Source organism: Bifidobacterium aemilianum (assembly GCF_003315635.1).
Taxonomy (GTDB): Bacteria; Actinomycetota; Actinomycetes; order Actinomycetales; family Bifidobacteriaceae; genus Bifidobacterium; species Bifidobacterium aemilianum.
This window is the reverse complement of record NZ_PDCG01000004.1, coordinates 116,822-131,095: the sequence shown is the minus strand read 5'-3', so window position 1 is coordinate 131,095 and position 14,274 is coordinate 116,822. Positions and strand designations below refer to the sequence as shown.

The following is a 14,274-nucleotide window of genomic DNA, read 5'->3' as shown; positions in this document are numbered from 1 at the left end:
CCGGCTGCCTGGGCCATGCACAGGCATGGCGGTATGAGAATACCCCTGCCGCAGATGGGGGTATGCGACAGGGGCAAGGCTAGGGGTGGGACGAGCCCCTCAGCAAATCACCAGCTCCGGCTTGGTCTGGTTGACCCATATGGCCGGTTCCGATCCATCATCCTTCTGGTGCAGATGGTGACTCCGGCCAGCCCTAATGCGGCTAGTGCGATGATGGTTGGCACTTGGTTGGGTGTTCCTCCTGTCATGGGTAGTGGGTTGCCTTGGTAGTGGGCGTATAGGGTGATGTTGTCCTGGATGATGGTGGAGAAGTTCCACTTGTTGCCGCCGGTTGGTTGGGTGTACCAGCCGGTGAAGGAGTATCCGGGTTTGAGTGGGTCGGTTCCTGGTTTGGCCACGGGTAGGTTGAAGTTTTCGAGCCATACGTGGGTTGGTGCCTGCCCGTTCTGTGGGTCGAACGTGACCCGATAGCCCGAATAGGTGATCTCACCGGTGAAGGCGAAGGTCCAGTAGCCGCCTGCTCTGGTATGGTGAATGAAGTTCCATCCGTAGGTGTGGGTGCCTCCGGTGGGCCAGGTGTAGGCCCCCGACCTGTTGCCGTTTCGGTTGCCGGTCTGCCAGGTGCCCCCGGTTGGTGTGGGGTGGATGCTGGGGTCGCGGGGACCGGGACTCATGTCCGAGGCTGAGCCGTACGTGTCGGCTCCGGTGTAGTGGCTGTTGTTGCAGTCGAGGGTGACGGGTCCCAGGGTCACGGTGGTGGCGTTTGGTGCGGGTAGGGCGGGGATGAGCTGGCCGGTGGCGTCCAGCCACTTGAGCTTGGGGTAGGAGTTGTTGTATGGGTCGATGGGGGTCAGGTCGGTGATCCGGTTGTGGTCCAGCCAGACCTTCTGCAGGTTATAGAAGGTTTGGATGCCTTCCACGTTTTCGATGTTTTTGTTGCCCAGGTCTAGGCTGGTGGTGTTCTGTTGCATGGTGGGGGTGACCAGGTCGTTGGTGGTCTTGCCCAGGGCTTGTGCCATGGCGTTGGCCATGTTGGTGTCGGGGAAGCATTCGGCGATGGTGTTGACCCCGGGCCGGCACACCGGCTTGTTCACGATCGTGCCGGTGAAGGCGAAGGTGTAGTTGCCGCCTGCGCTGGTGCTGTTGATGTAGGTCCATCCGTAGGTGTGGGTGCCTCCGGTGGGCCAGGTGTAGGCCCCCGACCTGTTGCCGTTTCGGTTGCCGGTCTGCCAGGTGCCCCCGGTTGGTGCGGGGTGGGTGCTGGGGTCGCGGGCACCGGGACTGGGCATGTACGAGATTAGCCAGCCCGTGTCGGCTCCGGTGAAGTGGTTGTTGGCGTAGTCGAGGGTGACGGGTCCCAGGGTCACGGTGGTGGCGTTTGGTGCGGGGGCGGGCACGCTGATGAGCTGGCCGGTGGCATCCAACCACTTGAGCTTGGGGTAGGAGTTGTTGTATGGGTCGATGGGGGTCAGGTCGGTGATCCGGTTGTGGTCCAGCCAGACCTTCTGCAGCGTGCCGCGCAGGGCGGCCAGGGGCGACACGTCACTGATCAGGTTGCTTCCCAGGTCCAGGCTGGCCAGGTTGGGCAGGTTGCCGATGCCTTCGAGGCTCTTGATCTTCTTGTCCTGCAGGCTCAGGCTGGTGGTGGCCTGGTCGGCGCTGGTGAAGGTGGCGGTGGGCAGTTTGGCCAGGGCGCCGGCTATGGCGTCGGCCAGGCTGGTGTCACCAACTGTGCCGAAGCAGTCACGGAAGGTGCTCACATTGACCGTGCATACGCCCCGCGCACACCAATGCCGCCACGGGGCGTCAGTCCCTTGCGGGGTTGGTCAGATGGGCTGGTGGGGCCGGCGTCCTGGGGTGAGGCCTTGGACTGGTCCTTGGCCTTGGCTTTGCCCTCGCTGGCCTGCGGGCCGGTTGCCCTGTCCTGGCTGCTTGGAATGTTCGGGGTGTTTGGGGTATCGGGTTGCTGGGCCTGGGCGTTGGGGCTCTCGCCGGTCTTGGATGTGTCCTGCCCGCCCAGAGGGGTCCGCCCATCGCCTGGGGTTCCTGCGTCTGCCAGGGTCTTGGACTGTGGCTGGTCCTGTACGGTCTGTTCAGTCTGCTGTGGCCGTGCTGCCTTCTGGCCTGTTGTGGCCGGCTCCGCTACGGTGCGGACCCTGCCTTCACTCTTGTTCGTCCGGTCTTCTGATGACCTGCTGGGACTGGTCTGGTCCCTTAGCTTATCGCTGGTACTGCTGGTTGAGGCGTCCCTATCCCTCACGGGGGGGGGGGGTCGTATTTGCCAGCCCTGTGGTGGTCATACCCAGGCAGAGCAGTCCCGCTATCGCTGCGCGGACGAAGGTGTTCAACATACTCGTGGTTCCTTTTGGAATGGTTCTCTTCTGTGTCGTGTCCATGCACCATGCGGTCAGGTCTTGCAGGCTCACCGTGCCGAACCCACCGACCGGCCAAGCGACCAGGCTGGCAGGTCGGTGAATGGGCCGGATGTGCCTCCGGCTTGGGTTTTGGTGGCTTGTGCACGGGGCTTGGTCCCCTTCTATGAATCTCCCCACGGATTCCGGGACGGCCTACAAGCAACATGATGCGCTGGTTCGCAACTATAACACGCGTAGTAGATGAAAAGAAAGCTGTCCGCCCATGCTGTAGACTGGTCTATGCCTTCACGTGGCGTTATGTCACCCAATCCCCCCAGGGCAGGAATGCAGCAAGGGTAAGTGGCCTCTGGCGGGTGCGTGAAGGTTTACTCTTTTCCAAGCCCGGCTGGCCGGGTTGGCTCAAGGGCGAGCCATGGAGAACCGGGAATGCTGTAGGGCCAGCTTCGGCGGGTCGGTTTGTGCGCATTTGGCTGAAGGGGGTCGTTGAGCCTGCCGGAGGTAGGCTTCTGGCCTTAAGGTCATAGATATGACTGATGAATTTGCGCCACAGAGGTCTGAAGACCCTGAACGTGATGGATCCGCCCCCACTTCTGCCGGGCTGGCAGGTCAGCCGCCGCAGCCTCAGCCACAGTCCTTGCCACTGCCCCAGCAGTCCGCCGGAAGTGGCGCGGGCCCCGTACTCTTCCAGCCCATGGAACCGACTTCCGGTTCGCCGTGGGTGACTTCGCAGGCGGCCGAAAGGGATGGCGAGCCCGTGGGCCTTGGGCCATTGGCTGCCGCTGACTCGGGTGCGTCCGGGCAGGATGGCCAGGCCGATGAGAAGGGCCAGGGCCAGGACGGACTCGCCCGCATGGACCCCTTGAGCATTCATCCGCGCATGTCCAGTCGTATTCTCTGCCTGGTCTTCGCCCTGGTCTGCTTTGCCCTGGCGGCGGGAGTCTACTGGTTGGGCGTGCGCACCATGGACGGGCAGAGCTATGACGACATGGTCTGGTCCGGCTTGAAGGAGACCCTGCCCTCCTGGGTCACGGCCTTGGTGGGATTCCTGTCCGTATCTACCACCCAGCTGAGCGGTTGGCCCATCGTGGCCATCAGCATCGCCCTGGGGCTGATCTCCACCCTGGTGATAGTGGTGCGCAAGCGCTGGTGGCTGCTGGGGCAGATGGCGGCCTTCGGCGTTCTGTGCTTCGCGGCGGCCTGTCTCAAGCTGGTCCTGCCCCGTTCGCAGATCATCTATGTGGCTTCGACCGCCAAGAATTCAGCCCCCTCCGGGCATACCATCCTGGCCACGGCGGCCTCAATCATGCTCCTGTGTGCTGTCCCCAGGGTCTGGCGGGCTGCCATGGCCCTGGTCGCCGGCCTCTACAGCTCCCTGGTGGCCTTCTCCCTGGTGGCCGGGCAGTGGCATAGGCCCTCGGATGTGGTCATGTCCATGCTCTTGGTCACCGGCCTGGCCCTGCTGGTGCTGGTCTTCACTCGAGGGTCAGGCATGGACCGGCCGGGGGAGCGGGTCTCCTCGGCCAGCATCCAGATTGTGTCCAGCATCCTCATAACAGGCGGCATCATGCTCTCCCTTTATGGCAGCTATGTCATCTGGCAGGTCCAGCCGGGCTTGGGCATGAGCACCCAGTGGGCCAGGGAGGGGGCCGTTGACTCCGCCCTGATTATCATCGCGGCCCTGGCGACCTTAGGGCCGGGGCTGGTCCTGGCCATGCGCCAGCTGACCGCCTCACCCTTGTCCAAGCTTGGACTGGTGGGTGCCCCGCCGGCTCCTCCCGTAACGGTGGGCTGAGGCGGGGCTGGCCCTAGGCCCGTGGCCCGCCCAGCCCGGCCGGCTGGTCTTCCCGCCGTGCGGGACACAGGGGAAAGGCTATCCGACCATAGCCATATGGTATGAGTATGATGGCGGTCAAACGCTAGGAAGCGAGGAGCGGCAATGTCAACTGGCACCAAACTCGTTATCGTCGAGTCTCCTACCAAGGCCAAGAAGATCGGTGGCTACCTCGGCAAGGGCTATACGGTCAAGGCCTCAGTCGGCCATATCCGCGACCTGGCCCAGCCCAGTCAGATTCCCGCCTCCCAGAAGGCCAAGTTCGGCAAGTTCGGCGTGGATGTCGACGACGGCTTCGAGCCCTACTATGTGGTAGGCAACGACAAGAAGAAGACCGTGGCGGAGCTTAAAAGCGCCCTGAAGAATGCCGACGAACTCTACCTGGCCACTGATGAGGACCGTGAGGGGGAGGCCATCGCCTGGCACCTGGTCCAGACCCTCAAGCCCAAGGTTCCGGTCAAGCGCATGGTCTTCCATGAGATCACCCCCGAGGCCATCAAGGCCTCACTGAACAAGACCCGTGACGTAGACAGCCACATGGTCGACGCCCAGGAGACCCGGCGTGTGCTCGACCGCCTCTACGGCTATGAGCTGTCACCGGTGCTGTGGCGCAAGGTGGGGCCGGGTCTGTCCGCAGGGCGGGTCCAGTCGGTGGCCACCAGGCTGATTGTTGAACGCGAACGGGAACGGATGGCCTTCGTGGCCGCCTCCTACTGGGACCTGACCGCCGACCTGTCCGCTCCCGGAGCCGACGGCCAGTCCGTCGATTTCCAGGCCCGCATGGTCAGCCTCGACGGCAAGCGTCTGGCCGCCTCCAAGGACTTTGGCGACGACGGCAAACTGACCCCCGCCGGATTCGCCGGCAATGTCCTGCAGATGGACGAACACCAGGCCCAAGCCCTGGCCAAGACCCTGAAAGCAGCGGATTTCGAGGTGGTCTCCACCGAGTCGAAGCCCTACCGCCGCCGGCCCCTGCCACCCTTCACCACCTCCACCCTCCAGCAGGCGGCAGGAAACCGCCTTTCCATGAGCTCCCGGCAGACCATGCGTGCCGCCCAGGGACTCTACGAGAACGGCTACATCACCTACATGCGTACCGATTCGGTGACCCTCTCCCAGGAGGCCATCGCAGCCGCCCGCTCCGCCGTCGAATACCATTACGGCTCCTCCTACCTGGCCGACAAACCCAAGCAGTACGCCACCAAGACCGCCGGCGCCCAGGAGGCCCACGAGTGCATCCGCCCGGCGGGGTCCAGCTTCCGCGACCCGGCCCAGCTGGCCACCAGCCTGCCGCCCGACCAGCTCAAGCTCTACACCCTGATCTGGCAGCGGACCCTGGCATCACAGATGGCGGACGCCACCGGTTCGACCGCCACCATCAAGCTCTCTGCCGATGCCGGCAAGGAGGGGCCCGCCACTTTCCAGGCATCGGGTACCGTCATCGAATTCCCCGGATTCATGAAGGCCACCGGTTGGGGCAGACCCGCCAATCACGGTGACGCGGGCAAGGCCAAGGCCAAGGGCGAGTCCCCGGACGACAACGCGGCCCTGCCACCCATGAAGCAGGGCGATGTTCTCCAGGCTTCCGCAGTCGAGGCCGAGGGGCACCAGACCCAGCCCCCCGCCCGCTACACCGAAGCCTCCCTGGTCAAGACCTTGGAAGCCAAGGAGATAGGCCGGCCCTCGACCTACGCCAGCATCATCTCCACCATCATCGACCGCGGCTATGTCTATGAGCGTGGCCGGGCCCTGATTCCCTCCTGGCTGGCCTTCGCGGTCACCAAGCTGCTCGAGACCAAGTTCCCCAAGTATGTGGACTACGAGTTCACCGCCGACATGGAGAACGGGCTGGACCAGATTGCCCACGGGGCCGAGACCGGCAAGGAATGGCTGACGGCCTTCTACTTCGGGTCCGGCGATGGGGCGGCCAAGAACGCCGACCAGGCCCACCAGGGCCTGCAGGAGCAGGTGGGCCAGTTGGGTGAGATTGACGCCCGGGCCATCAACACCATCGAGATCGGCGACGGCCTGCATGTACGGGTCGGCCGCTACGGGCCCTACCTGGAGGACATGGAGCACCTGGATGCCAACGGCAACCCCAAGCGTGCCTCCATCCCCGACACCATGGCTCCCGACGAGCTGACGGTGGCGGCCGGTCACGAGCTGATTGAGAACAATGCCGGCGGACCCCGTGAGCTGGGCACCGACCCGAAGACCGGCGGCAAGGTCGAAGTGCGGGTGGGGCGGTTCGGGCCCTATGTGTCGCTGACCCTGCCAGAGGCTGAGCCCTCCGGGACCGCCGATGGCAAGGATGATGGTGGCAAGCCATCCTCCAAGTCAGCCAGCAGAAGCAGCAAGAAGAAGGCCGAGGCCCCCAAGCCCCGCATGGCCTCCCTCTTCAAGACCATGAGCCCGGACACCATCAGCCTGCAGGATGCCCTGAAGCTCCTCAGCCTGCCCCGGGAGGTCGGTGAGGTCGAGGAGACCGATAGCAAGACCGGTGAGGTCAGCAAGGCGACCGTGGTGGCCAACAACGGGCGCTACGGCCCCTACCTGACCAAGACCTCGACCGATGGCAAGAGCGAGACCAGGTCCCTGACCAGTGAGGACGAGATCTTCACCGTCGACCTGGCCAAGGCCAAGGAACTCTTCGCCCAGCCCAAGTACGGCCGTGGCCGTGGGCGTGGCCAGGCCAAGCCGCCGCTGCGCGAACTGGGGGCGGACCCCGAGAACGGCAAGAACGTCACCATCAAGGACGGCTTCTATGGGGCCTACATCACTGATGGCGAAACCAACCGGACCCTGCCCAAGCAGTACACCCCCGAATCCATCGACCCGGCCGAGGCCTTCAGACTCCTGGCCGAGAAGCGGGCTGCGGGGCCGACCAAACGCCGGTCCAGGCGGACCACGGCCAAGAAGACGACCGCCAAGAAGACCACAGCGCGGAAGACCTCAACCACCAAGAAGACTTCGACCGCGAAGAAGGCCACGGGAGCCAAGAAGGCCACGACGACTCGCAAGAGCGCTGCCAGCAAGACAGCAGCCTCAAGCAAGAAAGCATGAGCATGGGTCAGGAGGCGGTGCTGAACACGGGCCAGAGTGCGACTCGGCAGGATATAGGTCGGTCCCAGGGGCTCTTCATCTCCTTCGAGGGCGTAGACGGCGTGGGCAAGACCACCCAGGTTGAACGGCTGAGAGTCTTTCTGGAGTCCCGTGGCAGGCAGGTGGTAGTGACCCGTGAACCTGGTGGAACCCAGCTGGGAGTAGCTCTACGCGGGTTGCTTCTTGAGGCCGGGACCGACGAGGAGGGCCAGGAGGTTGACATCAGCCCCCGTGCCGAGGCCCTGCTCTTCGCCGCCGACCGGGCCCAGCATGTGGCCCAGGTCATCCGCCCGGCCATGGACGCTGGCGCAGTGGTCATCTCCGACCGCTACCTGGACTCATCCCTGGCCTACCAGGCAGGCGGCCGTGAACTGACCGCAGCGGCCATCCGATCCTTGAGCCTCTGGGCCACCGACGGGCTCCTGCCCGCCCGCACCTACCTGCTGGATATGGATCCGGCCCTCTCCCACCAGCGCTTCAGTGGGGCTGCCGACAGGATGGAATCCGCGGGCAGTGACTTCCAGACCCGCACCCGCCAGGAGTTCCTGAAGCTGGCAGCCCAAGAACGGCAACGCTTCAGAGTCATTGATGCCAGCCAACCCATAGACCAGGTCTGGCGGCAGATTCAACCCGACTGCGAAGGCCTGCTGGCCTAAGGCACTTGCGAGCGAGAAGCCCAACCCACTGCTGTTGGAATGACGGCCACGGCTCGGGTCTGTAGACTGGTGCCTACAATGTATGGCGGACCTGAGCCCGGACTACGAGCAGTTGAGAGGTCTTCTGTAGGCAGTGGCATTCGTCTACCATGGGAGTTGAGAGCATGAGCGTCTGGGATTCGATCATCGGGCAGGACCGGGTGGTCAGGCAGCTGCAGGCCGTCGCATCTGGCGACCCCAAGGCCATCGCCCAATCCTGGCTGATTTGCGGGCCTCCCGGGTCCGGGCGGTCCAACCTGGCCCGGGCCTTCGCCGCAGCCCTGGAGGACCCAGACCATGGCATGGCCGACGAGCCCACCCGCGCCACCCAGCAGATTCTGGCCGGCTCCCACCCGGATGTTGAGGTTCTGGCCACCGACAAGGTCACCATCGGCATCAAGGAGGTGCGCGAGCTCATCGGCATCTCCGAGCAGATGCCATCCACGGCACCCTGGCGGATCATCATCATCGAGGATGTGGACCGGATGCTGGAACGCACCACCAACGTCCTCCTCAAGGAGATCGAGGAACCCAGCGCCCACACCATCTGGCTCCTATGCGCCCCCAGCGCCCAGGACGTGCTGCCCACGATCCGCTCCCGTACCCGCATCGTCAACCTGGCCGTGCCCCAGCCCCAAGCCGTGGCCGACTACCTGACCAAGGAGGTCGGCGCCGAGGCCAAGGTGGCCCAGCGGGCCGCCCGCCTGGCCGAGGGGCACATCGGCGTGGCCAAGCTCTATGCCAGCAACGAGCTGGTCATGCACGACCGTGACGAGTTGATCGTCGGCGTGCTGAACCTGCACAGGGCCTCGGACGCTGTGCTCCTGGCCGCCAGTCTGATTGACAGCTCCTCATCGCAGGCCACCCGTGACGCCGAACAGCAGATCCATGCCGAGGAGCTGTCCTTTCGCCGGGTCAACGGCCTGGCCGAGGGCGACCGGATTCCACCCAAGCTGCGTTCCGCATACAACGCCATCGGGAAGAAGGACCAGATCAAACGGCTGGCCACCCGCCGGACCAGAGATGTGTTGGACCGGGCGCTGAACTCCATAGCCAGCATCTACCGGGATGTGGCCGTCCTGCAAAATGCTGCCGAGGATTCGGTCGGTCTGGTCAATCTGGAAAACCGCCGTGCCATAGCGGACCTGTCCGCCCAGCTGGACCGCCAGGGGGCCGTCCGCCGTTTGGAGGCCATCAGCCAGGCCCGTCGCCGGCTTCTGGGCAATGGCAACCCCCTGCTGGTCTTCGAGGCCCTCTTCTGCGCACTTCTGCCCTGACCATTCCTGTGCTTATGCGTCAGCGGGTGTCTATGCGGCAGCTTGGCGGCTCCGTTCGCTGAACGCCAACACGGTCTAGCCCCGCTTCCCAGCGGCGTGTACCTCTGTTTGGCCTTGCCTGGTTTGTGCTTGTAAGCTACCGAGAACACAATGTGGACTCGCAAGGATGCGGGTTCCTGCGAATTCGTGTAATGGCCTTGCCCATAGAGCATGTGGGCATGGCTTTCGTATTGATGGGGGCAATGAGCATGTGGAAACATGCCATGCTTGTGTTGCCCGCCGTGGTGCTGACAATTGCAATGCTGCCAGTAGGAAGTGTGATATTCGTTCCGGCCGCCGGGGCGCAGGAGGGGCTCTCTTCAGGGTTCAACAGTCACCTCGGATGGCAGGGTCGGCAGGGGGATATGAATTCTCCCGTCGGCAAGGACGGCAAGGATGGCAAGGTCAGAAAGGACGCACCCAAGTTCTTGGCCGCTGTGCCCGCCCCTTCCACCAGGTCCGCCCCTTGTCTGACGACCCGCGAATCTCCGGCCCCCTCCAAGCGTACGATCTGCACAGCGGGAGCGAGCACCGTGGCCGGTTGCTTTCCAGATTCGTAATTCGCCAGAAAGATTGTCTCTCAGTACAACAACCAGGCATCAGCGTCGGGTGCCAGTGCAATCACCACGGATTCCACCTTCACCGAGGTTGTTCGTGATAGCTTCGCCGGGACCTTGTATTTTGGAGATATTTTGTTTGACCCTCCCAAGAACCTGTCCGGGTTGGATTTGCTCACCGGTCTGACTAGTCTGGGTTTTAATCTGTATGAGGATATCGAGTACATTCCGCCGCTGTCTTCCTTGTCTGCGGTCACAAAGATAGATATTGATATATATCCTAATGTTTCAAATCCGTCCCTAGTGGACCTGACCTCGTGGATGTCAGGTATGCCAGCTGTGGAGACGCTGAACATCCATGGTGGTGTGGTCCATGCCAAGATAGTCAAGCTGCCCAAGCTGAAGACAGTGACGATTGAGCAGATGAATATGAACCAAGCCCGGATGGCAGTGGATGCCATGAAGGACCTACCTGCCTTGACCACAGTGACAGTACAGCGCTGCGACTATACCACTGGTTTGCCGCATCTGGAGCAGTTACCTCCTGTGAGGACCTTGACGGTGGAGGGCTGCGAGAATCTCATCGAATTGTCGCATCTGGAGCATTTGTCGAATCTGGAGACCTTGACCATATAACGATGCGATAAACTCGCGCATCTTGACTCCCCGATTGATGTGCCGGCTCTGACCGCCCTGACAATTGAGGGCTGCGGAAGGCTGACCACTATGTCCTCGTGGTTGGATCCGCCGGGCTTCACCGGTTTTGATCTTGACCATGTGAATTGTCTGGAGGATGCTTCGGGACTGGCCGCTATGACCAATCTGTGGAAGCTGACCTTACGTGACTGCTTCAAGCTCACCGACCTGGAGGATGCTTCGGGCCTCCCCAACTTGCCTGTCTTGGATATCAGTCCTAGCACCTTCCGTCCTAACTGGAACGACGGTTCGTATGTGCGGCACGGGTCCCTGTATGATCTGAGCCCCTTAGCTGGCCTGGAGCATTTAACCACGCTTCGTCTGGCAGGTAACCAAAACACTGAGATAGAGCCTGTGGCCTCCCTGACGAGTCTGCAATCCTTGGACCTGACAGCCAACCGGGTCTCCGGCCTGACGCCTCTATCCAACCTGGAGCATCTGACCAAGCTGATTCTGCCCACCAACCGTATCAGGGACATCACTCCCCTGACTGGTCTGATCGAGCATCACCTTAAAGCTCCGGATTTGTCTGATCAGTGTATTCGTCAGGTGTTGATGACAGCGGTGGAATCAGGTCAGACCCTTACCCTGCCCATGCCTTTGGTGGGTATGCCGGGGGAAAGATATGCCCTCGTCGCTGCTACAGCCACCACTTGGCAATGGGACAACTTGGTGTTGGGAATGTCGGTGATGGTTCGGGCAAGGGTGATGCCAAGACCGGTACCGTCGTCTGGAAACATGCGCAACCAGGCATTCATGCCTACCGATCTGCCTATGATCTGTCCGGAGCACTTGGTGGCAGGTCCTCCTTCGTTGGCACGTTTCGGGAGGGTGTGATTTCCAGGATCAGGTTCGATTCCCAAGGGGGCAGCCAGGTGGAACCAGCCAACATCTTCGGTGCCCCAGGTAAGGAAGTGGTGCGTATTCACCGGCTGGACCACCGATAAGGAAGGCAACTATCCATTTTCTTTGAGACCTATGGTCAACGGGAGGATTTGACGCTGTACGCCCAGTGGAAACGTGAGCGTCCTGCCCCGGGGCCGTGAGTCAAGGAATCGAGTGCCATCGCCAATGCTTCAATGATGTTGAGGTCGCAAAAGTTGTTGCTGGGCAGATTGATGGGCGGGTTGATGACCTATTCGACGATACGGTTGCCGGTATCACCACTCTGGTTGTCGGTAGGTACCATGAGGCTCATACGACCAGTCTTGAAGGCCTGCAGCGCCTGCCGCATCTGCGATCATTGTCCGTTGTTGATGGTGCTGTCACCGATGTGAGTCCTCTGGCCGGTTTGACGGATTTGGCTGACTTGGATGTACGGGGTAATTATGTCTCGGATTTGTCTCCTTCGGGAAACCTGACCAACTTAGGCACGCTGACCCTGTCAGGCAACCGTATTGTCGATCTTTCTCCCCTGTCGGGCCTGCATGCGTTGGAATTCTTGAATCTTGAATACAATCTGATTGCCAGTGTGAAACCTCTTGAGGAGTTGACTGTCTTAGACGGCTTTTCTCCGGCTATGAATAGAGTCCCGGACCTCGGTGGTCTACAGATTCTGCAGGAGCGCAAACCGGGCTTGAACATTATTGCTTCTGCCAATGCTTCACATGGTATTGTCAAACCTGATGTGAAGGTCGCTAATCCTCATGAGCAATTCAGTCTGGATGTCCCCACGACCATACGTGCTGAGAGTAATGACCTGGATTCCCCATATGTGCATATTGATCTTGGCGGTATCTATCCAACCGGGGGAGTGGTCAGCCCTGATGGGGCCAAGGCAACCTGGCCATCCAGCCAGCCTGGACCCCATGGATTCACCTTCCTCCCTGATGACGATTCGTATTGCAGGGGTTACTGCACGGGTGTGGTTTACCAGATTTACTTACATTCCACCAGGTGACCTTGAACCCCAATGGCGGCACCTTGCAGGAGCCAGGTTTGCTGCCGGTCGCTGACGGTGGGCTTATGGTCCGTCCGGCCGATCCTGCCCGCACGGGGTATGGCTTCCTGTGTGGTCCATGGATTCTGCTGGTAAGAGGATCCAGGATTTTCAGAAGGATCAGGTCAAGGCCGATATTACCTTGTATGACCAGTGGCGGATCCGGCGTCATCAGGTCAGCTACGATGCCGCCGGGGTTCCCGGTCGCCGTGCAGACGGTGTCCATGGCCAGCTGCTGACCAGACCCAAGGGCCCCAGTAGGCCGGGTTATGGTTTCGATGGCTGGCTGACCGACGACAGGGCGATATGGGACTTCGCCAAGGACCGGGTGACCGGTGATATGACCCTGCATAACCGCTGGGCAAAACCCGTCAAGGGCACGAATGGTTCCGGGGCCGGTTCGAATGGAGGCAAGGGTCCCAGCGCCTCTGGCCAAGGGACCAAGCGCGCTACAGGCAATGGCTCAGGCGGCGATGACTCAGTTCATGGCGATTATGGCGCGCATGGGGATCAAGACGACCATGGCATCCATGGCGACCATACGGCAGGCCACCCAGGCTAAGGTCAAGGAGCCAAGGGTCAGCAGGCAGGCAGCCATCAGGCTGTTGGCAGCCATGCCCCCGCTCCCGTGGTGATTGCCGATCCCTCCAAGTCCCAGGGTCCCCTGGTGCCGGGTGATATTGGTGGCCATGGTTCCAGCCGAGCGCCTGTGGCCCAGGAGGCCGGCTGGTCCCAGAATGCGTCTGATCGTGAACCCCTGCCCTCCACAGGTGCGGCTGTGTTGCCGGTGGCCGTTGCGGCTCTCATCGCCCTGTTCATGGCCGAAGCCCTTGCCCTTGCCCGTCGCGGCCGGGTCCGTCATACAGCAGTGGTTCGTGGTCCGCGTCATGCTAGATGACCACTGAGTCCGCTGTGAGGGTGTCGCCTTCCGGGATGTGAGGCAGGTTCATTGCCTCACACCCCGGGCTTTTCATCCCCCACCCCACCCATGCTGCTGCTACCCTCCCTTGCAGTCTTCCCACTGAATCTCACCAGGCTGCTGGGAGCGCTCGCCGACAGCGCTCGCCGACAATGGCAGCTGTGAACCGTGCCGGTCCTTGGCCTGAGCTGGTCAGGGCTTCCTTCCGTGAGCTGATTATGGGCAATGGTCAGACCGGTGAGCGATACTGGTTCTATGAAGATTTCCGCTGATTTCATCGTTATTCCAGACGCCTATGCCAAGGCTGCGGCGCCGGAGGGCAAGGTCGCGGACACCCCTGTGGTCTCCCTGCCCTTCTATATCGACCAGTTGGACCCCTCGGTCCACTACCTCCACTGGGCCCTGACCGACCCTGATTCCATACCGGTCTGCGGATTCGAATGGATTCATTGGACGGTGGCCAACTTGCCGGTAGATGCCCTCATGTTCGATTTCAACGACTCCCATGCCCTGCAGATCCCGCCTGATTTCTCCCGCCAACTGCCCTCCATGATTCCCGAGGCCGCCCAGGGCCGTACCTCAGCGGCCGGCAAATTCGTGGGTGGGAGCGACCCGGCGGTCACCATGCGTTACAACGGCCCCACCCCGCCCGACCGAGACCATGACTACCGCCTGCAGGTCTGGGGGAGTGCGCAGCCCCTGCCAGGCCTCAACCAGGGCTTCTGGTACAACGAACTGCTCAAAGCCGTGCGCACGAGCGACCGGGACCTGGACTACGGGCAGATCTACCTGACCGGCAAGGCCTGAGTCCAGGCTGAGCTCCGCCCGGTAGTCGCCAGCCCAT

Annotated in this window: 13 protein-coding genes and 1 other RNA gene; 11 read left to right on the top strand and 3 right to left on the bottom strand. The window is 62.1% G+C overall.

Annotation, left to right across the window (positions count from 1 at the left end):
* Positions 1–107: 107 nt before the first annotated feature.
* Positions 108–1,760, bottom strand: a complete 1,653-nt coding sequence (locus CRD60_RS09300) for a leucine-rich repeat domain-containing protein (protein WP_113860325.1) — start codon at positions 1,758–1,760, stop codon at positions 108–110.
* Positions 1,757–2,260 (bottom strand): hypothetical protein, encoded by a 504-nt coding sequence (locus CRD60_RS05665; protein ID WP_113860324.1) that lies wholly within the window; start codon positions 2,258–2,260, stop codon positions 1,757–1,759. The genes CRD60_RS09300 and CRD60_RS05665 overlap by 4 nt, the downstream gene beginning before the upstream one ends.
* 391 nt (positions 2,261–2,651) lie before the next feature.
* Between CRD60_RS05665 and ffs the strand changes: the two genes are divergently transcribed.
* The 10 genes from ffs (at position 2,652) to CRD60_RS05615 (ending at position 13,073) form a co-directional block, all read left to right on the top strand.
* An RNA gene (gene ffs / locus CRD60_RS05660) (signal recognition particle sRNA small type) lies at positions 2,652–2,748 on the top strand.
* A 153-nt stretch (positions 2,749–2,901) separates the two neighbouring features.
* Positions 2,902–4,167, top strand: coding sequence for a phosphatase PAP2 family protein (locus tag CRD60_RS05655; protein WP_113860323.1), 1,266 nt, complete (start codon positions 2,902–2,904; stop codon positions 4,165–4,167).
* A 144-nt stretch (positions 4,168–4,311) separates the two neighbouring features.
* Entirely contained in the window at positions 4,312–7,269 is a 2,958-nt protein-coding gene (gene topA / locus CRD60_RS05650; protein WP_113860322.1) for a type I DNA topoisomerase, read from the top strand.
* Positions 7,266–7,964: a dTMP kinase gene (tmk, locus tag CRD60_RS05645; RefSeq protein ID WP_236630859.1), complete on the top strand. Its 699-nt coding sequence runs from the start codon at positions 7,266–7,268 to the stop codon at positions 7,962–7,964. Before topA ends, tmk begins: the two co-directional genes overlap by 4 nt.
* A gap of 164 nt (positions 7,965–8,128) precedes the next feature.
* On the top strand, positions 8,129–9,280 hold the full coding sequence (locus CRD60_RS05640) for a DNA polymerase III subunit delta' (RefSeq protein WP_113860321.1): 1,152 nt from the start codon (positions 8,129–8,131) through the stop codon (positions 9,278–9,280).
* Positions 9,281–9,684: 404 nt separating this feature from the next.
* On the top strand, positions 9,685–9,879 hold the full coding sequence (locus CRD60_RS08660) for a hypothetical protein (protein ID WP_127975653.1): 195 nt from the start codon (positions 9,685–9,687) through the stop codon (positions 9,877–9,879).
* Positions 9,880–10,011: 132 nt separating this feature from the next.
* The gene (locus tag CRD60_RS05630) at positions 10,012–10,512 is read left to right on the top strand and encodes a leucine-rich repeat domain-containing protein (RefSeq protein ID WP_113860319.1); all 501 of its coding nucleotides are present in this window, start codon (positions 10,012–10,014) and stop codon (positions 10,510–10,512) included.
* A 90-nt stretch (positions 10,513–10,602) separates the two neighbouring features.
* A complete protein-coding gene (locus CRD60_RS05625; protein ID WP_113860318.1) occupies positions 10,603–11,409 on the top strand; it encodes a leucine-rich repeat domain-containing protein in 807 nt (268 codons plus the stop codon).
* 205 nt (positions 11,410–11,614) lie between these two features.
* On the top strand, positions 11,615–12,472 hold the full coding sequence (locus tag CRD60_RS05620; protein WP_113860317.1) for a leucine-rich repeat domain-containing protein: 858 nt from the start codon (positions 11,615–11,617) through the stop codon (positions 12,470–12,472).
* 118 nt (positions 12,473–12,590) lie between these two features.
* Positions 12,591–13,073: an InlB B-repeat-containing protein gene (locus tag CRD60_RS05615; RefSeq protein ID WP_127975652.1), complete on the top strand. Its 483-nt coding sequence runs from the start codon at positions 12,591–12,593 to the stop codon at positions 13,071–13,073.
* On the opposite strand, the gene CRD60_RS05610 is transcribed toward CRD60_RS05615, so the two are convergent.
* Entirely contained in the window at positions 12,990–13,400 is a 411-nt protein-coding gene (locus tag CRD60_RS05610; RefSeq protein WP_127975651.1) for a hypothetical protein, read from the bottom strand. The two genes, CRD60_RS05615 and CRD60_RS05610, sit on opposite strands and share 84 nt — an antisense overlap.
* 285 nt (positions 13,401–13,685) lie before the next feature.
* Between CRD60_RS05610 and CRD60_RS05605 the strand changes: the two genes are divergently transcribed.
* Entirely contained in the window at positions 13,686–14,237 is a 552-nt protein-coding gene (locus CRD60_RS05605) for a YbhB/YbcL family Raf kinase inhibitor-like protein (RefSeq protein WP_113860314.1), read from the top strand.
* Positions 14,238–14,274: the final 37 nt, after the last annotated feature.

Coding starts and splice junctions, on each gene's coding strand:
- CRD60_RS05655 (WP_113860323.1), top strand. CDS start 2,902: ATGACTGATGAATTTGCGCCACAGAGGTCTGAAGACCCTGAACGTGAT.
- topA (WP_113860322.1), top strand. CDS start 4,312: ATGTCAACTGGCACCAAACTCGTTATCGTCGAGTCTCCTACCAAGGCC.
- tmk (WP_236630859.1), top strand. CDS start 7,266: ATGAGCATGGGTCAGGAGGCGGTGCTGAACACGGGCCAGAGTGCGACT.
- CRD60_RS05640 (WP_113860321.1), top strand. CDS start 8,129: ATGAGCGTCTGGGATTCGATCATCGGGCAGGACCGGGTGGTCAGGCAG.
- CRD60_RS08660 (WP_127975653.1), top strand. CDS start 9,685: ATGAATTCTCCCGTCGGCAAGGACGGCAAGGATGGCAAGGTCAGAAAG.
- CRD60_RS05625 (WP_113860318.1), top strand. CDS start 10,603: ATGTCCTCGTGGTTGGATCCGCCGGGCTTCACCGGTTTTGATCTTGAC.
- CRD60_RS05615 (WP_127975652.1), top strand. CDS start 12,591: ATGGATTCTGCTGGTAAGAGGATCCAGGATTTTCAGAAGGATCAGGTC.
- CRD60_RS05610 (WP_127975651.1), bottom strand. CDS start 13,400: ATGACGCGGACCACGAACCACTGCTGTATGACGGACCCGGCCGCGACG.
- CRD60_RS05605 (WP_113860314.1), top strand. CDS start 13,686: ATGAAGATTTCCGCTGATTTCATCGTTATTCCAGACGCCTATGCCAAG.